This window comes from Sagittula sp. S175, assembly GCF_049800975.1.
In the GTDB taxonomy this organism is placed as follows: domain Bacteria; phylum Pseudomonadota; class Alphaproteobacteria; order Rhodobacterales; family Rhodobacteraceae; genus Sagittula.
The window spans coordinates 77331-90864 of sequence record NZ_JBNAGB010000021.1 but is presented as its reverse complement, the minus strand read 5'-3'; the positions used below and the strand labels follow the sequence as shown (position 1 = coordinate 90864).

The following is a 13534-nucleotide window of genomic DNA, read 5'->3' as shown; positions in this document are numbered from 1 at the left end:
CCCTCGGGGGGCTGGGGTCACGCCGCCGTCGGTTTCGCGCGCGAAACCGGTCGCGTTTGTCCCCGCAAACGCGGCCAGTGGGCAAGCTCATGTCGCGAAACGCGACGTGACGCCCCCCCCCTCACCGTTCCAGGCGCACCCCATCTGCGGTCATTCCAGAAAGCGCTTGCTTGGTCGCGGATCAGGCTGCTGCCAGCCGGGCCATGTTCTCCTGGTGCTGCGCGATGGCAGCATCGATCGTGTCAAAGAACAGCGCCCGCCCCTCGTCCAGCACGATGCCGCAGTCACACAGCATCCGCAGTTGCGGCATGGAGTGACTGCACACCACAGCGCCGGCATTCCGCAGCCGCGCCTTGAACAGCCGGTCGGATCGCTCGCGAAAGGCCGCATCGCCAACGGCGGTGATCTCGTCCACCAGGTAGGTGTCGAAGTGGATGCCCATGGACACGCCAAAGGCCAACCGCGATTTCATCCCCGAGGAATAGGTCCTCAGCGGCAGGCGGAAGTGCATTCCCAGCCCGGCGAATTTCTCGACGAAATCCGCCAGCTCGTGGGTATCGACGCCATAGATGCGCGCGACGAAGCGGCAGTTCTGCAGGCCCGTCAGGTCCGGGTGAAACGACCCGGCAAAGCCCACCGGCCAGGACACCAGCCCCGTCGTCACGATGCGCCCCGAGGTCGGCAGCACCGCGCCCGAGACCATCTTCAAAAGCGTCGACTTGCCCGCGCCGTTGCGCCCCAGCAGACCCACGGCGCGGCCGCTCGGCACCTCGAGGGTCAGCCCCTCGACCACGGTCTTCACCTGGCCGGCGGTGGCGTAGCGCTTGGTGACGTTTTCGAACCGGATCACCGCCGGTCCTTCAGCGCATAAAGCACCAGCACCAGCGTGCCCCAGACCAGCAGGATCAGAAGCCCCGCCAGCGCCAGCAGAACGCCACGCTCCGGAAAGCGCGCGCTCTCGGCCAGGGTGGGTTTCACGTAGGCCGCGAGGTAGCGACTCTGGCGGCGGGCCTCGGCCTGGGCCGCGTCGTAGCTGGCCAGCGCGGTGGTATAGCTGCGCTCGGCAAATTCGCGGTCGACCACCAGCCGCTCGTATTCGCCAAAGAGGTTGGCATAGACCTCCTCGCCCGCCGCGCCACCGCCCGCCAGCCCCAGCTTGCGGCGCTCGGCGGCGATGCGGTTGCGGATGACCTCGATGCGGCTTTCAGCCTGGGCGATGCGCGGGTCGTCGGGCCGGGTGCGCAGCGACAGCAGGTCATATTCGATCAACAGGTCCGCCAACTGCTGCTGCAGGGAACTGAGCAACCCCGTCTGCGTCGCAAGATCCGCCGAAGGGTCCACCATCTGGTTCTCGTTGCGGAAACGCGTGACGGCGGCGCGCGCGATCTTGAGCCGCTCCAGCGCCTCCTGCAGGTCCTGCCGGGCATAGCGGATGGCGTCCTCGCGGGCGATGGCGGACAGCTCGTTGATCATCTGGGTGGAGTGGTTGTAGAGCGCCCGCGCAATCAGCTGCGCGTCACCCGGGTCGAACGCCAGCACCCGCACCTCGATCAGCCCGGCGCCATCGTCGTAGGAGATGCGCACCATGCGGTCCCACTGGGTGACCAGGTCCTCTACCGTGCCGGAGGTGTCGAAGGCGAACCACGGGTCGCGCGCCCCCGGTTTCGACCAGAGCTCGCGCAGGTCGATCTGCGCGTCCATGTCCGCCACCAGCTTCTGGCTTTGCAGGTACTCGTACAGGATATCCGTGTCCGAGGACGACGATCCCGACAGCGAGGTCAGACCACCCAGCAGTTCCAGCGGCGAGTTCGGCTGTTCGGTCCGCACGGAAAACGCCACGGTCGAGGCGTATTGATCCGCCGCCCGCGCCCAGAGGTACCAGGCGACGCAGCCCACCGGCAACAACACGCCCAGAAGGAAACTGAGCAGCACCGAGCGATGCCGCCGCTTCAGCCGGGCGGCGCCCGCCATGGGCTTGGGCCCGGACCTGGCAGCCGTCTGCGCGGGTTTCGGATCGGGCTTCGCCTGCCCCTGCCCTTGGCCCTCCCCGGTGATGCGGGTGCCGGGCTGCGGCGCGGGGTGCAACGAGCGCAGCGCTTTCTCGGCCTGGGCCAGCAGCCTGTCCTCCCCGGCGATATCTGGAACCGAACCGGGGGGCGCGGGGCGGGCCCCGGGGTCTTGCGGGATCTTCTTCACCTGGCTCACGGGATCGTCCGTCGTGGTCATCGTTCCCGCAAACATGGCTTATAAACCACTAAGAAACCTTTACGCGGCATGACTTGGGGAGCCTTTCCAATCCCACGCGCCGCCATGACCGACATTCCCGCCCCGCTTCCCCCCCGTCCCGCGCGCCGCCGCAGGCTGCCACGGCTTGCCACGCTGCGCGCCATCGCCGCGCTGATCCTGCGCGAGATGGCGACGACCTACGGGCGCTCTCCGGGCGGCTATGCCTGGGCGGTGCTGGAGCCGGTGGCGGGCATCGCGCTGCTGACGGTGGTGTTCTCCATGAGCTTTCATGCCCCGGCGCTGGGGGCGAGCTTTGCCATGTTCTATGCCACGGGGATGCTGCCCTTCATCCTGTTCACCGACATCACCGGAAAGCTGGCGCAGGCACTGAACTACTCGAAGCAGCTGCTGGCCTATCCGCGGGTGACCTTTGTCGACGCGATCCTGGCGCGTTTCGTGCTGAACCTGATGACGCAGCTCATGGTGGGCTACATCGTGCTGGGCGGCATCATGCTGGTGTTCGAGACACGGGTGCAACCGGACGGGCTGACCATCGCTAGGGCCTACGGGCTGGCGGCGCTGCTGGCGCTGGGGGTGGGGACGCTGAACAGCTACCTGACCGTGCGCCTTCCGATCTGGCAGCGGATCTGGTCCATCGCCATGCGCCCGCTGTTCCTGCTGTCTTGCGTGTTCTTCCTGTTCGACGGCATCCCGCAGCCGTTCCGGGACTGGCTGTGGTATAACCCGCTGATCCACCTCGTGGGGCTGATGCGACGCGGGTTCTACGCCAGCTATGATGCGCCCTACGTGTCCGAAGTCTACCTGCTGACGGTGGGCCTGGGCACACTGGTGACGGGGCTTCTGTTGCTGCGCCGCGATCACAAGATGCTGCTGGAGTTGTGACGAGGCGGGGGCAGAGCCCCCCCATCGGTTTCGCGCGCGAAACCGACCGCGTTTGGTCCGGGAAATGCCCCACCTTTGCCCGCCCGTGGAAAACGTCATGCGCTCTGCGCCAGCCGGTGTTTGCGCCATGCGACATCCATCTCCAGCAACACGTCGAGCACGCGGGCGACGGGGGCGTCGCGGGGGCCATGCGGGCCGGTCACGCCCGGGGGCGGGGGCAAGGGGGGCAGGCGTCGGCCTGCGGCTTGGGCTGCCAGAGCGGCGGAATCACACAGCAGGTGGTGCAGGCGCACCAGCTCCTCGGGGTCGTGCAGTCGGGCCTGGGGGGCCCGCAACAGGGAGTGGTAGGGCGCCTCACGCCGCCAGCCCGGGCGGAGGTAGAGTGCCTCCTCGACCTCCTCTTCGGGGACCAGCGCCATGAGGCGGTCGACCTCGGCCCGGAGCGGACCGCGCAAAGCCTGCACGTGCTGCGGCCCCAGGGCCCAGAGCTTCTGCGCCCAAAGCTCCGGCGCCACCTCCGGCCTGCACCAGCGTTGCAGCACGAAGTCCACCGCGCTGTCATGCGCGTTGCGGCGGAAGCGGCGGTTGCGGATGAGGAAGCCCACCATGGCCGCAGGCAGGGCAGCGTTGCGCCGGGTCGGATCGGCGGGCAGGGCGACACCGAAACGCTCGGCGAAATCTGCCACTACGTCGGGGGTCAGCGCGAGATGCAGCCGCACGCCGGGCAGGGCAGCCCAGGCCTCCAGATCGGACCCAAGGCGGTAGGGCATCACCTGCCGTTCCAGCCAGTCGTCGATGCCTTGACCGGTCCAGACGCCCCATTGCCAGTAGGCGGCGTTGAGCCATTCCAGCGGCGGGCGGGCGGCGGCGAAGACATCGACGCGGGTCCGGCCATCGAACCACTGGGGCAGGTGGGTGGCGAATTCGGTCGCGCGGCCGATCCAGCCTTCGTTGGACAGCATGGGGGGCGCGCCTTCGGTCCCACGAACGGCCCGGTCAAGCGCGGCGTGGTAGCGCGGCGGGGACACTTCGCGTGTGCGCCCCGGCCAGTTCAGGTAGCCATGCACCGCCGCCTCGGCGGCCTGTTGCAGGCGGGGACCAGTCAAAACCTCGTTACGCAAGCCACTGCCCCGGGCGGTGTAGCACATCTGTCCACCGTCGGGCAGCGCAAGGATAGGCCGCGCCGACAGCGCCGCCTGCAGCGCAGAGCTGCCGCATTTCGGCGCGCCCACGTGCAGGACGATGCGCGACGGCAGGAGGACCTTTGCCCTGAGCGGCCAGATCATGCCACAGCCCGGCGCTGTGACAGATGCCCTGCCAGCGCGAGGATCGCTTGGGGGTCCTCGGCCCAGTCGAGCGGCAGCAGCGCACCTTCGGCACCATGGGCCAGAGCGGCCTTCAGCGCCTCTCCCTGTCCGCCAAGCTCGAAGGTCATCACGGGCAGGCCGGTGGCCAGCGCCTCGTGCGTGGTGAAGGAAAACGTCTCGGGCCAGAGGGAGGGAATCAGCCAGCAGGTGATGCCGTAGCGGGCGGCCAATGCGGGCAGGTCCTCGACCCGATAGGCCCCGTGCAGCTGCGCCGGAGCATGGAACCGATAGGCCGGATCCAGATCGCCCAGCAGCACCAGTCCACAGTCCCTGTTCCGCCCCGAAACCCGGCTGAGACCCGAGGCCACCCGCGCGCCCTTGTGTGGTGCGAGGTTGCCGAGGATCCCCAGCACCGGCCGTCCGCCGGGATGCGGCAGGCGCGGCACCGGCACAGGAAGGACATGCGGACGGACCACCGTGGCGGCACCGGGATAGGCCTCCTGCACCAGCCGTTGAGACGAAGCGCTGAAGCAGGTCACCCGGTCGGCGGCATGGACCAGCCGCCCCCAGTGCACCCGCCAGACCGACAGCGGCACGGGGGCGCCATTCGGGCGGCGGGTCTCGTGCCGGGACGAGGCCTGTGCCGGGTCCGGCAGGCCGCGCCATTGCTCGCCGTCTTCCAGCAGAACATGGTTCGGCGAGAGCGGGAAGAAGTCATGCACCAGCACCTCGAGCCCGTCGCCGGGGCGGCGCAGCGGCAGCAGAAGGTCGGGCAGGGTCAGCGGATCACTGTCGCCCACACCGCAGGAATAGACGATGGTGCGCTGCGTCACCGGAGCGAGCAGCCGGGTGATGACACCGGGATCGGCGGTTTGCAGGCTGACGGCAGGAGTATCCCCTGCCAGCCTGTCCCAAAGTTCCAGCGTGAAGCGGCAGGCGCCGCCGACACGGATCACCATGGCGGCGCCAACCTTTTGCAGGTCGCCTGCGATGCGGCGCCTCAGGTCGGTCTCGGCCCCGCCGCCCATGCTGTGCCCGAGGTAGACGGGCAGGGGGGCGCGGCGGACCGCCTCGGCCCGCGCGAGCCCCAGCGCCAGCCGTGCCGAGGCCAGCGGATCACGGCGCAGGAACCCGTGCACCTCGGTGTCGAACATCGGGTAGCGCTGGGTCAGAACGGCGGAGTTGCGCTGGATCAGAGCCTGTTTCGCGGCCTGACCAAAGCTTTGCCCGCCCACATGGGCGACGTAGAGGTCGGGGACATAGACATGGGAGAACCCGGCACCAAAGGTCTTCTGGCACCAGTCGACCTCTTCGCCATAACCGGGGGAGAAGACCGGATCGAGGCGCGGCTCCACCTCCAGCGCGGCGCGGGACAGCGCCATGCAGAACCCAACCCCGGCGGCGGCGCGCACCTGCGCCCGACCGTTCAGTCCCCGTGCCACCCTGTCGATCGCCAAAGCGGCCTCGGGCGTGACCCTGCTGGCCTTGCCCGCCAAGGGAACCGACCCCAGCTCGGCATCGTTCGACAGCGGCGTGACGGAGCCGACGGTGGCGTCCTCCCACAAGGGGCGCAACAGGCGCGCGGCCCAGGCAGGCGGCAGGAGCGCGTCGGAATTCAGCAGCACCACCGGGTCATCCCATGTGCGCGCGAGGTCCAGCGCCCGGTTCACGCTGCCGACAAAGCCGAGGTTCTGACCGTTCTCGATCAGATGCGTGGGATGCCGCCCGGCCCAGTCGCGCAGGAAATCCCGCGTCTCCTCGTCCGGAGAAGCGTCGTCCACCAGCACGATGCGCCAGGGCAGGTCGGTGTACTGCGCCACCCGCTCCAGTGCCTGCCGCACGAGGGGCAGGTTGCCGTAGACCGGCATGACCAGCGTGACCGCTGCGCCGCGCGGTGGGGCAGGCCGGGGGGCGGGATCGAAAAGGCGCGTATCAAAGAACCGCGTGTCGCGGCCATGCAGCCCCAGCGCGCGTTTCACCTGCGCGCGGGCCACCGGGTCACGCTGCCTGAGCCAGCGCAGCGCATGCGGCAGCACCCGCGCGCCCTTGAACAAGAAGCCCGGAACGAGGCGCAGCCGGGACAGACGCGGATGGCGCGGTGCCTCTGGCAGGTGCCAGGCGGCATAGATGGAAAACAGTCGGCGGGCGCGGCGGTACAAGGCGGGCTTCCTGGGACGACCTGTGGGATCCCCCCAGTCTTAACCCGCACTTTACCAACAAAGGGTTTCCAGAAGCCCTTCGGCGGTCAGCCTTTTCGCGCCTCCAGCCAGGCTTCGAGATCGCGGCGAAAGGCCTCGTCGACGCCGCGCCCTTCCAGCACGATCTGATGCGGGCCGTGGCTGCGCAGATGGATGGGGGCGGTGGTCCGGCCCGGGGCGGGCGTGTCGGCCAGTTGGGCGGGATTTGGGGCCGTATCCTGCACCTTGGGTTTGGTCGGTTTTTTCGGGGCCAGTTCCGCGCGGATCAGGCTCTGTTCCGCCTCGAAATCCGCCGGATCGTTGCGCAGGATCAGATCGCGCAGCCGGGTGGACAGGTCCTGATCCGCCTCCAGCGCCTGCGCCATCTGCAGGCCCAGGCGCTCGCCGATGGCCGCCGGGAACCGCAGGATTCCATCCATCTGGCGCACCACCCCCATGAAGCTGCGTATCTTCGAGCGCTTCGCCTTCGATGCGTTTTCGTACAGCACCGCCAGCGCCTCTGACTCGTCGGCAAACGCCTCCTGCTGCACCGCCTTCAGCGCAATGCGGGCACGTTCATAGTAGCTGAGGCCGACGCGGATCTCGTTTTCCTCGATCATCGCGAGGTAGGCGTCACCGGATTCCTTCGGACGGCGGAGCAGGGCCAGCGCCTCGGCATAACGGTCGCCCAGACCGCGCTGCAGTTCTCGCAGCGCACAGACCCGCCGCCAGCCGGAGATGAGACCGTAGCGGGGCGAGGCATCTTCGCCTAGGTCCACCAGTTCGATCGGGGTCTGCTGGCCACGGCGGCAAATGCTTTCGATCAGCGCCGCCTGTTCCTCGCCGGGAACGGAAACGCGGTCGCGCACGAGGTAGTCGGTCTGGATCTCGGTCAGAGGCACCGAGATCACCATGCGCCCGCCTTCGCGCGCGCGGCGCAGGGTCTCGGCCATTTCCTCGACCGCCGCCGTGCTGGAGGCCTCGCGCGCCACGTCGGCAATGGGCGCCCGCATCGAGGCAGGGGCCGCCGGGAAGGCGGATTTGACCTCTGGTGCGGGGGCTATGAAGGCCGGATTGGCCGGGGTCAGGCGCTTGCGTTTGGCCATGTCAGGGTCTCCTTTGGGTGGGGACCAGTGTGGGAAACGTGGTCAAGATTGTCTGAACCGGGCGCACGGTGCAGGCATCGCCGCCGCGAAGGGTTTCGCACGCGAAACTCATTCTGCGGCCCGTTGCATCGCCAGCTCATCGCGCCGCCAGGCGCCCATGACGAGGCTTTTCACCGCGGCCCATGTGGCGTCAAAGGTCTCGCGGCCGCGGGCATAGGTCTCGCGGTTGAAGTCGCGGTAGTCGGCCTCGTAGATGCCCTGCACCTGCTCGCCCGCCTGGCCGATCAGTGCGGTGAATCCCTGGCGGTGAGGGGACAGCGTGGGGCCGAGGTAGCTTTGCATCAGCGCCGCCAGTTCCGCCTGCTGGTTGCTGTCGTAGCGGGTGATGAGGGCGCGCACCGCGTCCCATTCGAAGGCAAGGCCATCGCGTCCGAGCGCCCGGGCAGCGATGTTCTCGGCCTCTTCGATGCTGCCGAAAGTGGCGTGCAGCATGTCGAAGAAGCGGCCGGTGGAGTCGAATTCCAGGAAGGAGGCGCCGAGGGGGACCAGCAGGATGTCGGCCGCCGCCAGCCCGTTGATCGTGAGGTATCCCAGCGCAGGGGGCGTATCGAGGAAGATCAGGTCGTATTGGTCGAGGATGCCATCGGCCTCGAGGCTCTCGGTCAGCGCGTCCCAGAGCCGCCAGCCGCGCGCGTTCATGCGCCAGACGGGGATCTGGAATTCCGCCCAGTAGAGGTTCAGCTGCGCGCCGATCAGGTCGATGTTGGGCCAGTGGGTTTTCTGCACGAGGTCGGTGGCATTGACGTCGAGCGCAGCGGAGAGCGTATCGTCGAGCGGATGCGGGGCATCCCCGCGGCTGACGCGCGCCTGGTTGTCGGTCTGCAGCGTCCGAGCGTAGTGGCGGGCCAGCAGCGGGAAGACGGTCTGCCATTCGTCCTGCACCTTGCCGCCGAAGATCGAGGTCATGGAGCCCTGGCTGTCGAGGTCGATGACGAGGACCTTGTAGCCGTCGAGCGCGGCGGACATGGCGAGGTGCGCGGCGCTCGAGGTCTTGCCCACGCCGCCCTTGAAGTTCGCCACGGCCAGCATCTTGGCCGGCAGCCCTTCGGGGCGGTAGGGGCGGTAGTCCTTGGCCTTCGACCCCTTGGCACCGAAATGGGCGCGCAGTTTCAACACCTCGTCGAGGGTGAACCACTTGGCCCCGCCGCTGGTCTCCGACAGGCCCTGGGGCAGGTCGGGGTTCTCCTTCAGCACGCGGCGGAAATGGCCGGTGGCGACGGGGATCAGGTAGCGGGTGATCTCCCAGGTCGAGAAGAGCCGCAGGGAACGCGCGCCGTTTTCCTCCAGCCCGCGGCTTTCGAGGTCATGCCGCCCCGAGGCGCAGGCGCGCGCGATGCGGGCGAAGTCGGCGGTGGAGGCAGGCGCCTCCAGCTGGGTGGCGGCGATGTCGGGATCGAGTCCGACATAGGGCGGTTTCCCACTGTTTTTCATTGTATATGCTCGCTGTCCGCAAACGGTATCGTTGACCGCTGTTCGCGCTGATGTGCGCTGTTTTTCGGATGATACCTGAAAACAGCGCACATGAAAGTGGAATGCGCACACATTGCGGATTTTTCCATGTTTTCAAGGGGGGTGATTGGGGGGTTGTTGCGATGGGATCACGGCTGACCTGTTAAATCAAGGTTATAAGACTCGTTAAGGGGTATTGCTGTCCTGCAAAGAGTCCCTGAATCCAAAGGCTTCGGGAAAGATTTCGGACAGGGGTGACTCTGATCCCACGTTTGCCCGATTCCGATCCCCCGTTGTGGTGACTCTGCTCCCCCGAAAATCCGGCACCCTGTCCGACAGGTGGTAGACCGGGGCTGTGGATAACTCTAGGGTGTCACTGAACCCCCGAACCGATTCCGGACAAACCGGAACGAAAACAAGGGGGCAGGCAGTGTACAGGCAGTTTCATGAGCAGCGCATCCGCGGCGGGCGACCTCTTCGTCTGCGATATCTTCGACGCATCCCCCAAGGGGGATCTTGCGTCGATGGAGCACCCGATCTTCTCGCTTTCGACCAAGCCCGACACCCGGGTGCTGAGCTACGAGCACAACGGGGCAGAGATCACCGTGACCCCTTCGGTCAGGGGGCGGGCGACGATCCACGACAAGGACATCCTGATCTACTGCGTGAGCCAGCTGATGGCGGCGGTGAACGCGGGGCGGGCGATCTCGCGGCAGCTGACGCTGACGGCGCATGACCTGCTCGTCGCGACGAACCGCGACACCAGCGGCGATGCCTACATGCGGCTGAAGGAGGCCTTCGAGCGGCTGGCGGGCACGCGCATCACCACGAACATCGAGACCGGCGGGATCGAGACCACCCGCGGCTTTGGCCTGATCGAGGCCTGGGAGATCGTGCGCAAGTCGCGCGGCGGGCGGATGCTGTCGGTCAGCGTGACCCTCTCGGACTGGCTGTTCCGCGCGGTCGAGGCGCGGTCGGTGCTGACGCTCTCGCGCGAGTATTTCCGGCTCAGGAAACCTTTAGAGCGGCGAATCTACGAACTGGTGCGCAAGCATTGCGGCCGGCAGCGCGAGTGGAAGATTGGCGTCGGCCTGCTGCACAAGAAGGCGGGCAGCGCCGCGCCGGTACGCGTGTTCCGCGCCGCCATGCGCAAGATGATTCAAGAGGGCAACCTGCCCGATTACGAGATGACCGAAGAGGCCGACGACATGATCCGCTTTGCCCGCCGCGGCGTGATCGAGGAGGGCCCGGACCTGCCGCCCCTGTCGACCGAGGTACTGGTGGAGGCCCGCCGCCGCGCCCCCGGCGCCGATGTCTATGCGCTCGAGGCCGAATGGCGCGCCTGGTGGGCCACGTCGGGCCGCGCACCGCTGAAGTCGCCGGGCAAGGCTTTCTTGGGATGGGTCAGTAAACGCGTGTCCTGATCGCGTGTTCTAGACGGCGTTGTTGCAGAACTCACGCCTGAAGCGTGGCTATCCCTTACCCCACTGACGTCATGCCACGCGAACGATCTCGGTAGTGCCGAGTGCGTTGAAGCGGTTTATGAGTGCGATGCGGATGTGGATTTCGGCGGTCGGGGTAGCGATGCGTTCGCCGAAGGCCTTTAGGCAGCGCATCTTCGCTTCGAACCGGCTACGGGCGTGGTATCCTGTCTACCTCTTCCAGAAGGCACTGCCATAGAACCGGGTGGCCCGAAGAGTTGGACACCTCCGCTAACCTGCCCTGCTGCCCACGGTCGTCTTGGCGAATAGCATTTTGCGCCCGCTATCGCGGTAGTTTTCGGTTGCTGGGTGGGTTTTCTGCCCGGTTTGGTGTCAGGCGTGCGCACTTCCGCTTCGCCGTCCACCGTTTGATGCTGTCTTCCATCGTCTTACTCATGGCTGCGTTCTCCCTTGTAGCATGAGCAGGTTTTCACTGGGTCGATACACGACCGCGTGGCTTCTTGCGGTGGAACGCGCTCACCATGTCATGGGCTGCAAGCCAGACCTAGTTCTCGGCCGACTGATAGGCTGCATCCGTCCAGACCCGGCGCCCTGTGTTGGCCGTCTGGATCAGACCTTTGCGCAGACGGGCACCATCGTGCTGGGCGGCGTCGGTGATGATCTGACGGCGGCTGATGCCGTTCTGTCAATCGATGAAAATATGGCTCTTGTAACCGAAGGTCGGGATCGCGAGATCGACTGGCTTGCTTCCGTCCGCGCGGGTCTTCGCCTTGGAATACTTGACGGTTCAGCGCGCGTCCGTGTCCTTCTGCGCCGCCTTGGCGGGCTGGTCCGGCGCCCGCCTTGATCAAGGCCTTCTCGCCGTCGGAGTTGTGCTGGCGCGGGACTGCGATGAGGCTGGCGTCGATGATCTGCCCGGCGCGCGGGATAAAACCCGCTTGGTTGATCGCGTAGGCGAGTTTTTGGAACAGCGCATCGAGCGCATCAGCACTTTATCAGTGCTTCGCAGATATCCTACAGCGTGTGCGCATCCGGAACCGTGTCGGCGATGCCAAGCCCGCAGAAGCGCATCCAGCTGAGCCGGTCCCGGACCATTCGTTCGGTCGCATCCAGGCTGAGGTCATGCAGGCTTTGTAGCACCAGAATTCGGAACTTCAGCACCGCGTCCAGCGAGGGTCGGCCACCCTTCAGGCTGCGAGGGCTGCCTGCCGCGCGTTCAAGGATCGGTCCGAACCGTTCGAAATCCACAGTCGCGTTCAGGGTCTCCAGTTGATCGCCGCCCGCAGAGATCTGCGCCAGCCGACCATCGACACTCCAGAGCCCTGTTTGCTTGGCCATGGCCCGCTCCATCCGTCGCAAGCGGTGAAGCACGACTCCAGCACATCAGCCAGAGGTCTTCGGAGGCGTCCAGAGTTCTGCAACGACGCCGATCACAATGGCCAACATGGTCTAGAACATGGGCCGACTGCGATGGCTTCTCAGCCGAAGTACCCCCGCCTGGCCCCAAAGCAGACCAAATATCCACCCTTCGACACAAAACTGACGCTGTAGCGGGCACAAAATGCTGTTCGCGAGGGTGACCCAGGGCAGCAGAGCGGGTTATCTGAGATGTCCACTGATCAAGTAGTCAAGAGAACGGTGCGTTCAGATCCCGTTAACCAGAATCGATGATGAATGGATCTGCTAAGCCAAGAGATACCCAAGGACCTTGACGATGAAGAACAGCCACGCATGGGTCAGTGAAGTTCTGGAAGACTTGAAGACTTACGCCTCAGCAAACAACCTTCTCCGCTTAAGTGGAGCAATAGAACAAGCTGAAAATGAATTCTGGGATGATCTCGTAGATCTGCCGAATACCAGCTTGACACATGCTAACCCAGAACCTCAACCACCTTATTTGCGTACGCAGGTTCCATACCTATTTTTGGTGGAGATGGGTCTGGTTTCCGAGGCACAAAAGAGAACATTTAGTGAATGAGGGCCATTGATGTAAGCGGAAAAGGTGGTGCCTCTAATATTTTTTCAGGCAGTGGGCAAGCCGATTTCATTTAATCGGCATCTTATAAAATATCTTAACTGGAAAGAAAAGAGAGTTTTAGGATGAGAGTCGCACTAATGCACCTCCCGAAAACTGGCGGCACCACGCTCCATGATCTTCTCTTGCCAAATTTCCAAAAAGATGCAGTGTGTCCTGAGCGGTTCAATAACTTTGATCGGTTCTCAGATGAAGATTTGAATAGTTATAAGTTCTTTTCCGCTCATATGGATTTTAGAAATTTATCTCGGGTTTCAAGTTCGTCTTATACAATTACACTATTGCGAGAGCCAAAGCAGCGTATATTGTCTCTGTACTATTTTTGGAAAGCCCAAACGCGAGATCACATAGATCGTCATGACATGATTGGACCACGTCGAGCTAAGGATATGCCATTAAGGGAATTTTTGGAGGATCTGCCAGATTTTCTTAGGAAGGACTTCGACAACGTATACGTGCGCAATTTAATCGGGCCACTTTGGACCGGCCGTGGTGGGGCCTTAATGCTGCAAGGTGATGACGCTTTGCGGATCGCTATGCGCAATCTTCTAAAAATAAATGAGGTGGGGTTTACGACAGAAATAAGCGATTTGATAAAACGCGTCTTCTCCACGCTGAAGGTTGACCCGCCTGTCCAGTTACCTAGATCTCGCGCCTTTGAAAATTTTGGTCAAGACGATCCGAATACAGAAAAGGTGGAGAAAGAAGAGATTACACCAGAAATTGACGCTTTATTAGATGAGCTGACATTTCTCGATCGCCAGCTCTATGAAAGTGCAAGAATACTTCTTGAGAAAAGAGGGTCAAGTGAAGATAAATAATTCTGAAA

General features: G+C 64.6%; 11 protein-coding genes and 1 pseudogene. 4 read left to right on the top strand and 8 right to left on the bottom strand.

The genetic code is table 11. The annotated features are described in order from the left end of the window. Positions 1 to 181: 181 nt before the first annotated feature. The gene (locus tag ACP16H_RS20740; RefSeq protein ID WP_425074083.1) at positions 182 to 850 is read right to left on the bottom strand and encodes an ABC transporter ATP-binding protein; all 669 of its coding nucleotides are present in this window, start codon (positions 848 to 850) and stop codon (positions 182 to 184) included. Next, entirely contained in the window at positions 847 to 2226 is a 1380-nt protein-coding gene (locus tag ACP16H_RS20735) for a hypothetical protein (RefSeq protein WP_425074082.1), read from the bottom strand. Before ACP16H_RS20735 ends, ACP16H_RS20740 begins: the two co-directional genes overlap by 4 nt. Positions 2227 to 2310: 84 nt before the next feature. On the opposite strand from ACP16H_RS20735, the gene ACP16H_RS20730 reads away from it, so the two are divergent. Further along, positions 2311 to 3129: an ABC transporter permease gene (locus ACP16H_RS20730; RefSeq protein WP_425074081.1), complete on the top strand. Its 819-nt coding sequence runs from the start codon at positions 2311 to 2313 to the stop codon at positions 3127 to 3129. A 95-nt stretch (positions 3130 to 3224) separates the two neighbouring features. Here ACP16H_RS20730 and ACP16H_RS20725 read toward each other — a convergent pair whose 3' ends face one another. From ACP16H_RS20725 to ACP16H_RS20710, 4 genes are all read right to left on the bottom strand, one after another. Then, complete coding sequence (locus ACP16H_RS20725; protein ID WP_425074080.1) at positions 3225 to 4415, bottom strand: hypothetical protein; 1191 nt, start codon at positions 4413 to 4415, stop codon at positions 3225 to 3227. Beyond that, complete coding sequence (locus ACP16H_RS20720; protein ID WP_425074079.1) at positions 4412 to 6595, bottom strand: glycosyltransferase; 2184 nt, start codon at positions 6593 to 6595, stop codon at positions 4412 to 4414. Before ACP16H_RS20720 ends, ACP16H_RS20725 begins: the two co-directional genes overlap by 4 nt. A gap of 86 nt (positions 6596 to 6681) precedes the next feature. Beyond that, the gene (locus tag ACP16H_RS20715) at positions 6682 to 7719 is read right to left on the bottom strand and encodes a nuclease (protein ID WP_425074078.1); all 1038 of its coding nucleotides are present in this window, start codon (positions 7717 to 7719) and stop codon (positions 6682 to 6684) included. Positions 7720 to 7827: 108 nt separating this feature from the next. After that, positions 7828 to 9210, bottom strand: coding sequence for an AAA family ATPase (locus ACP16H_RS20710; RefSeq protein ID WP_425074077.1), 1383 nt, complete (start codon positions 9208 to 9210; stop codon positions 7828 to 7830). 464 nt (positions 9211 to 9674) lie between these two features. On the opposite strand from ACP16H_RS20710, the gene ACP16H_RS20705 reads away from it, so the two are divergent. Then, positions 9675 to 10652 (top strand): replication initiator protein A, encoded by a 978-nt coding sequence (locus ACP16H_RS20705; protein ID WP_425074076.1) that lies wholly within the window; start codon positions 9675 to 9677, stop codon positions 10650 to 10652. 69 nt (positions 10653 to 10721) lie between these two features. Here ACP16H_RS20705 and ACP16H_RS20700 read toward each other — a convergent pair. Both ACP16H_RS20700 and ACP16H_RS20695 read right to left on the bottom strand, forming a co-directional pair. After that, positions 10722 to 10925: pseudogene (locus ACP16H_RS20700) on the bottom strand (IS5/IS1182 family transposase); the annotation flags it as partial. A gap of 759 nt (positions 10926 to 11684) precedes the next feature. Next, positions 11685 to 12008: a transposase gene (locus ACP16H_RS20695; RefSeq protein ID WP_425074140.1), complete on the bottom strand. Its 324-nt coding sequence runs from the start codon at positions 12006 to 12008 to the stop codon at positions 11685 to 11687. Between the two features lie 376 nt (positions 12009 to 12384). Between ACP16H_RS20695 and ACP16H_RS20690 the strand changes: the two genes are divergently transcribed. Both ACP16H_RS20690 and ACP16H_RS20685 read left to right on the top strand, forming a co-directional pair. Beyond that, complete coding sequence (locus ACP16H_RS20690) at positions 12385 to 12648, top strand: hypothetical protein (RefSeq protein ID WP_425074139.1); 264 nt, start codon at positions 12385 to 12387, stop codon at positions 12646 to 12648. Positions 12649 to 12770: 122 nt separating this feature from the next. Next, a complete protein-coding gene (locus ACP16H_RS20685) occupies positions 12771 to 13526 on the top strand; it encodes a sulfotransferase family 2 domain-containing protein (protein WP_425074138.1) in 756 nt (251 codons plus the stop codon). Positions 13527 to 13534: the final 8 nt, after the last annotated feature.

Excerpts from the sequence above, each read along its gene's own strand:
- ACP16H_RS20735 (WP_425074082.1), bottom strand. The coding sequence starts at position 2,226 with ATGACCACGACGGACGATCCCGTGAGCCAGGTGAAGAAGATCCCGCAA.
- ACP16H_RS20730 (WP_425074081.1), top strand. The coding sequence starts at position 2,311 with ATGACCGACATTCCCGCCCCGCTTCCCCCCCGTCCCGCGCGCCGCCGC.
- ACP16H_RS20725 (WP_425074080.1), bottom strand. The coding sequence starts at position 4,415 with ATGATCTGGCCGCTCAGGGCAAAGGTCCTCCTGCCGTCGCGCATCGTC.
- ACP16H_RS20715 (WP_425074078.1), bottom strand. The coding sequence starts at position 7,719 with ATGGCCAAACGCAAGCGCCTGACCCCGGCCAATCCGGCCTTCATAGCC.
- ACP16H_RS20710 (WP_425074077.1), bottom strand. The coding sequence starts at position 9,210 with ATGAAAAACAGTGGGAAACCGCCCTATGTCGGACTCGATCCCGACATC.
- ACP16H_RS20705 (WP_425074076.1), top strand. The coding sequence starts at position 9,675 with ATGAGCAGCGCATCCGCGGCGGGCGACCTCTTCGTCTGCGATATCTTC.
- ACP16H_RS20695 (WP_425074140.1), bottom strand. The coding sequence starts at position 12,008 with ATGGCCAAGCAAACAGGGCTCTGGAGTGTCGATGGTCGGCTGGCGCAG.
- ACP16H_RS20690 (WP_425074139.1), top strand. The coding sequence starts at position 12,385 with ATGAAGAACAGCCACGCATGGGTCAGTGAAGTTCTGGAAGACTTGAAG.
- ACP16H_RS20685 (WP_425074138.1), top strand. The coding sequence starts at position 12,771 with ATGAGAGTCGCACTAATGCACCTCCCGAAAACTGGCGGCACCACGCTC.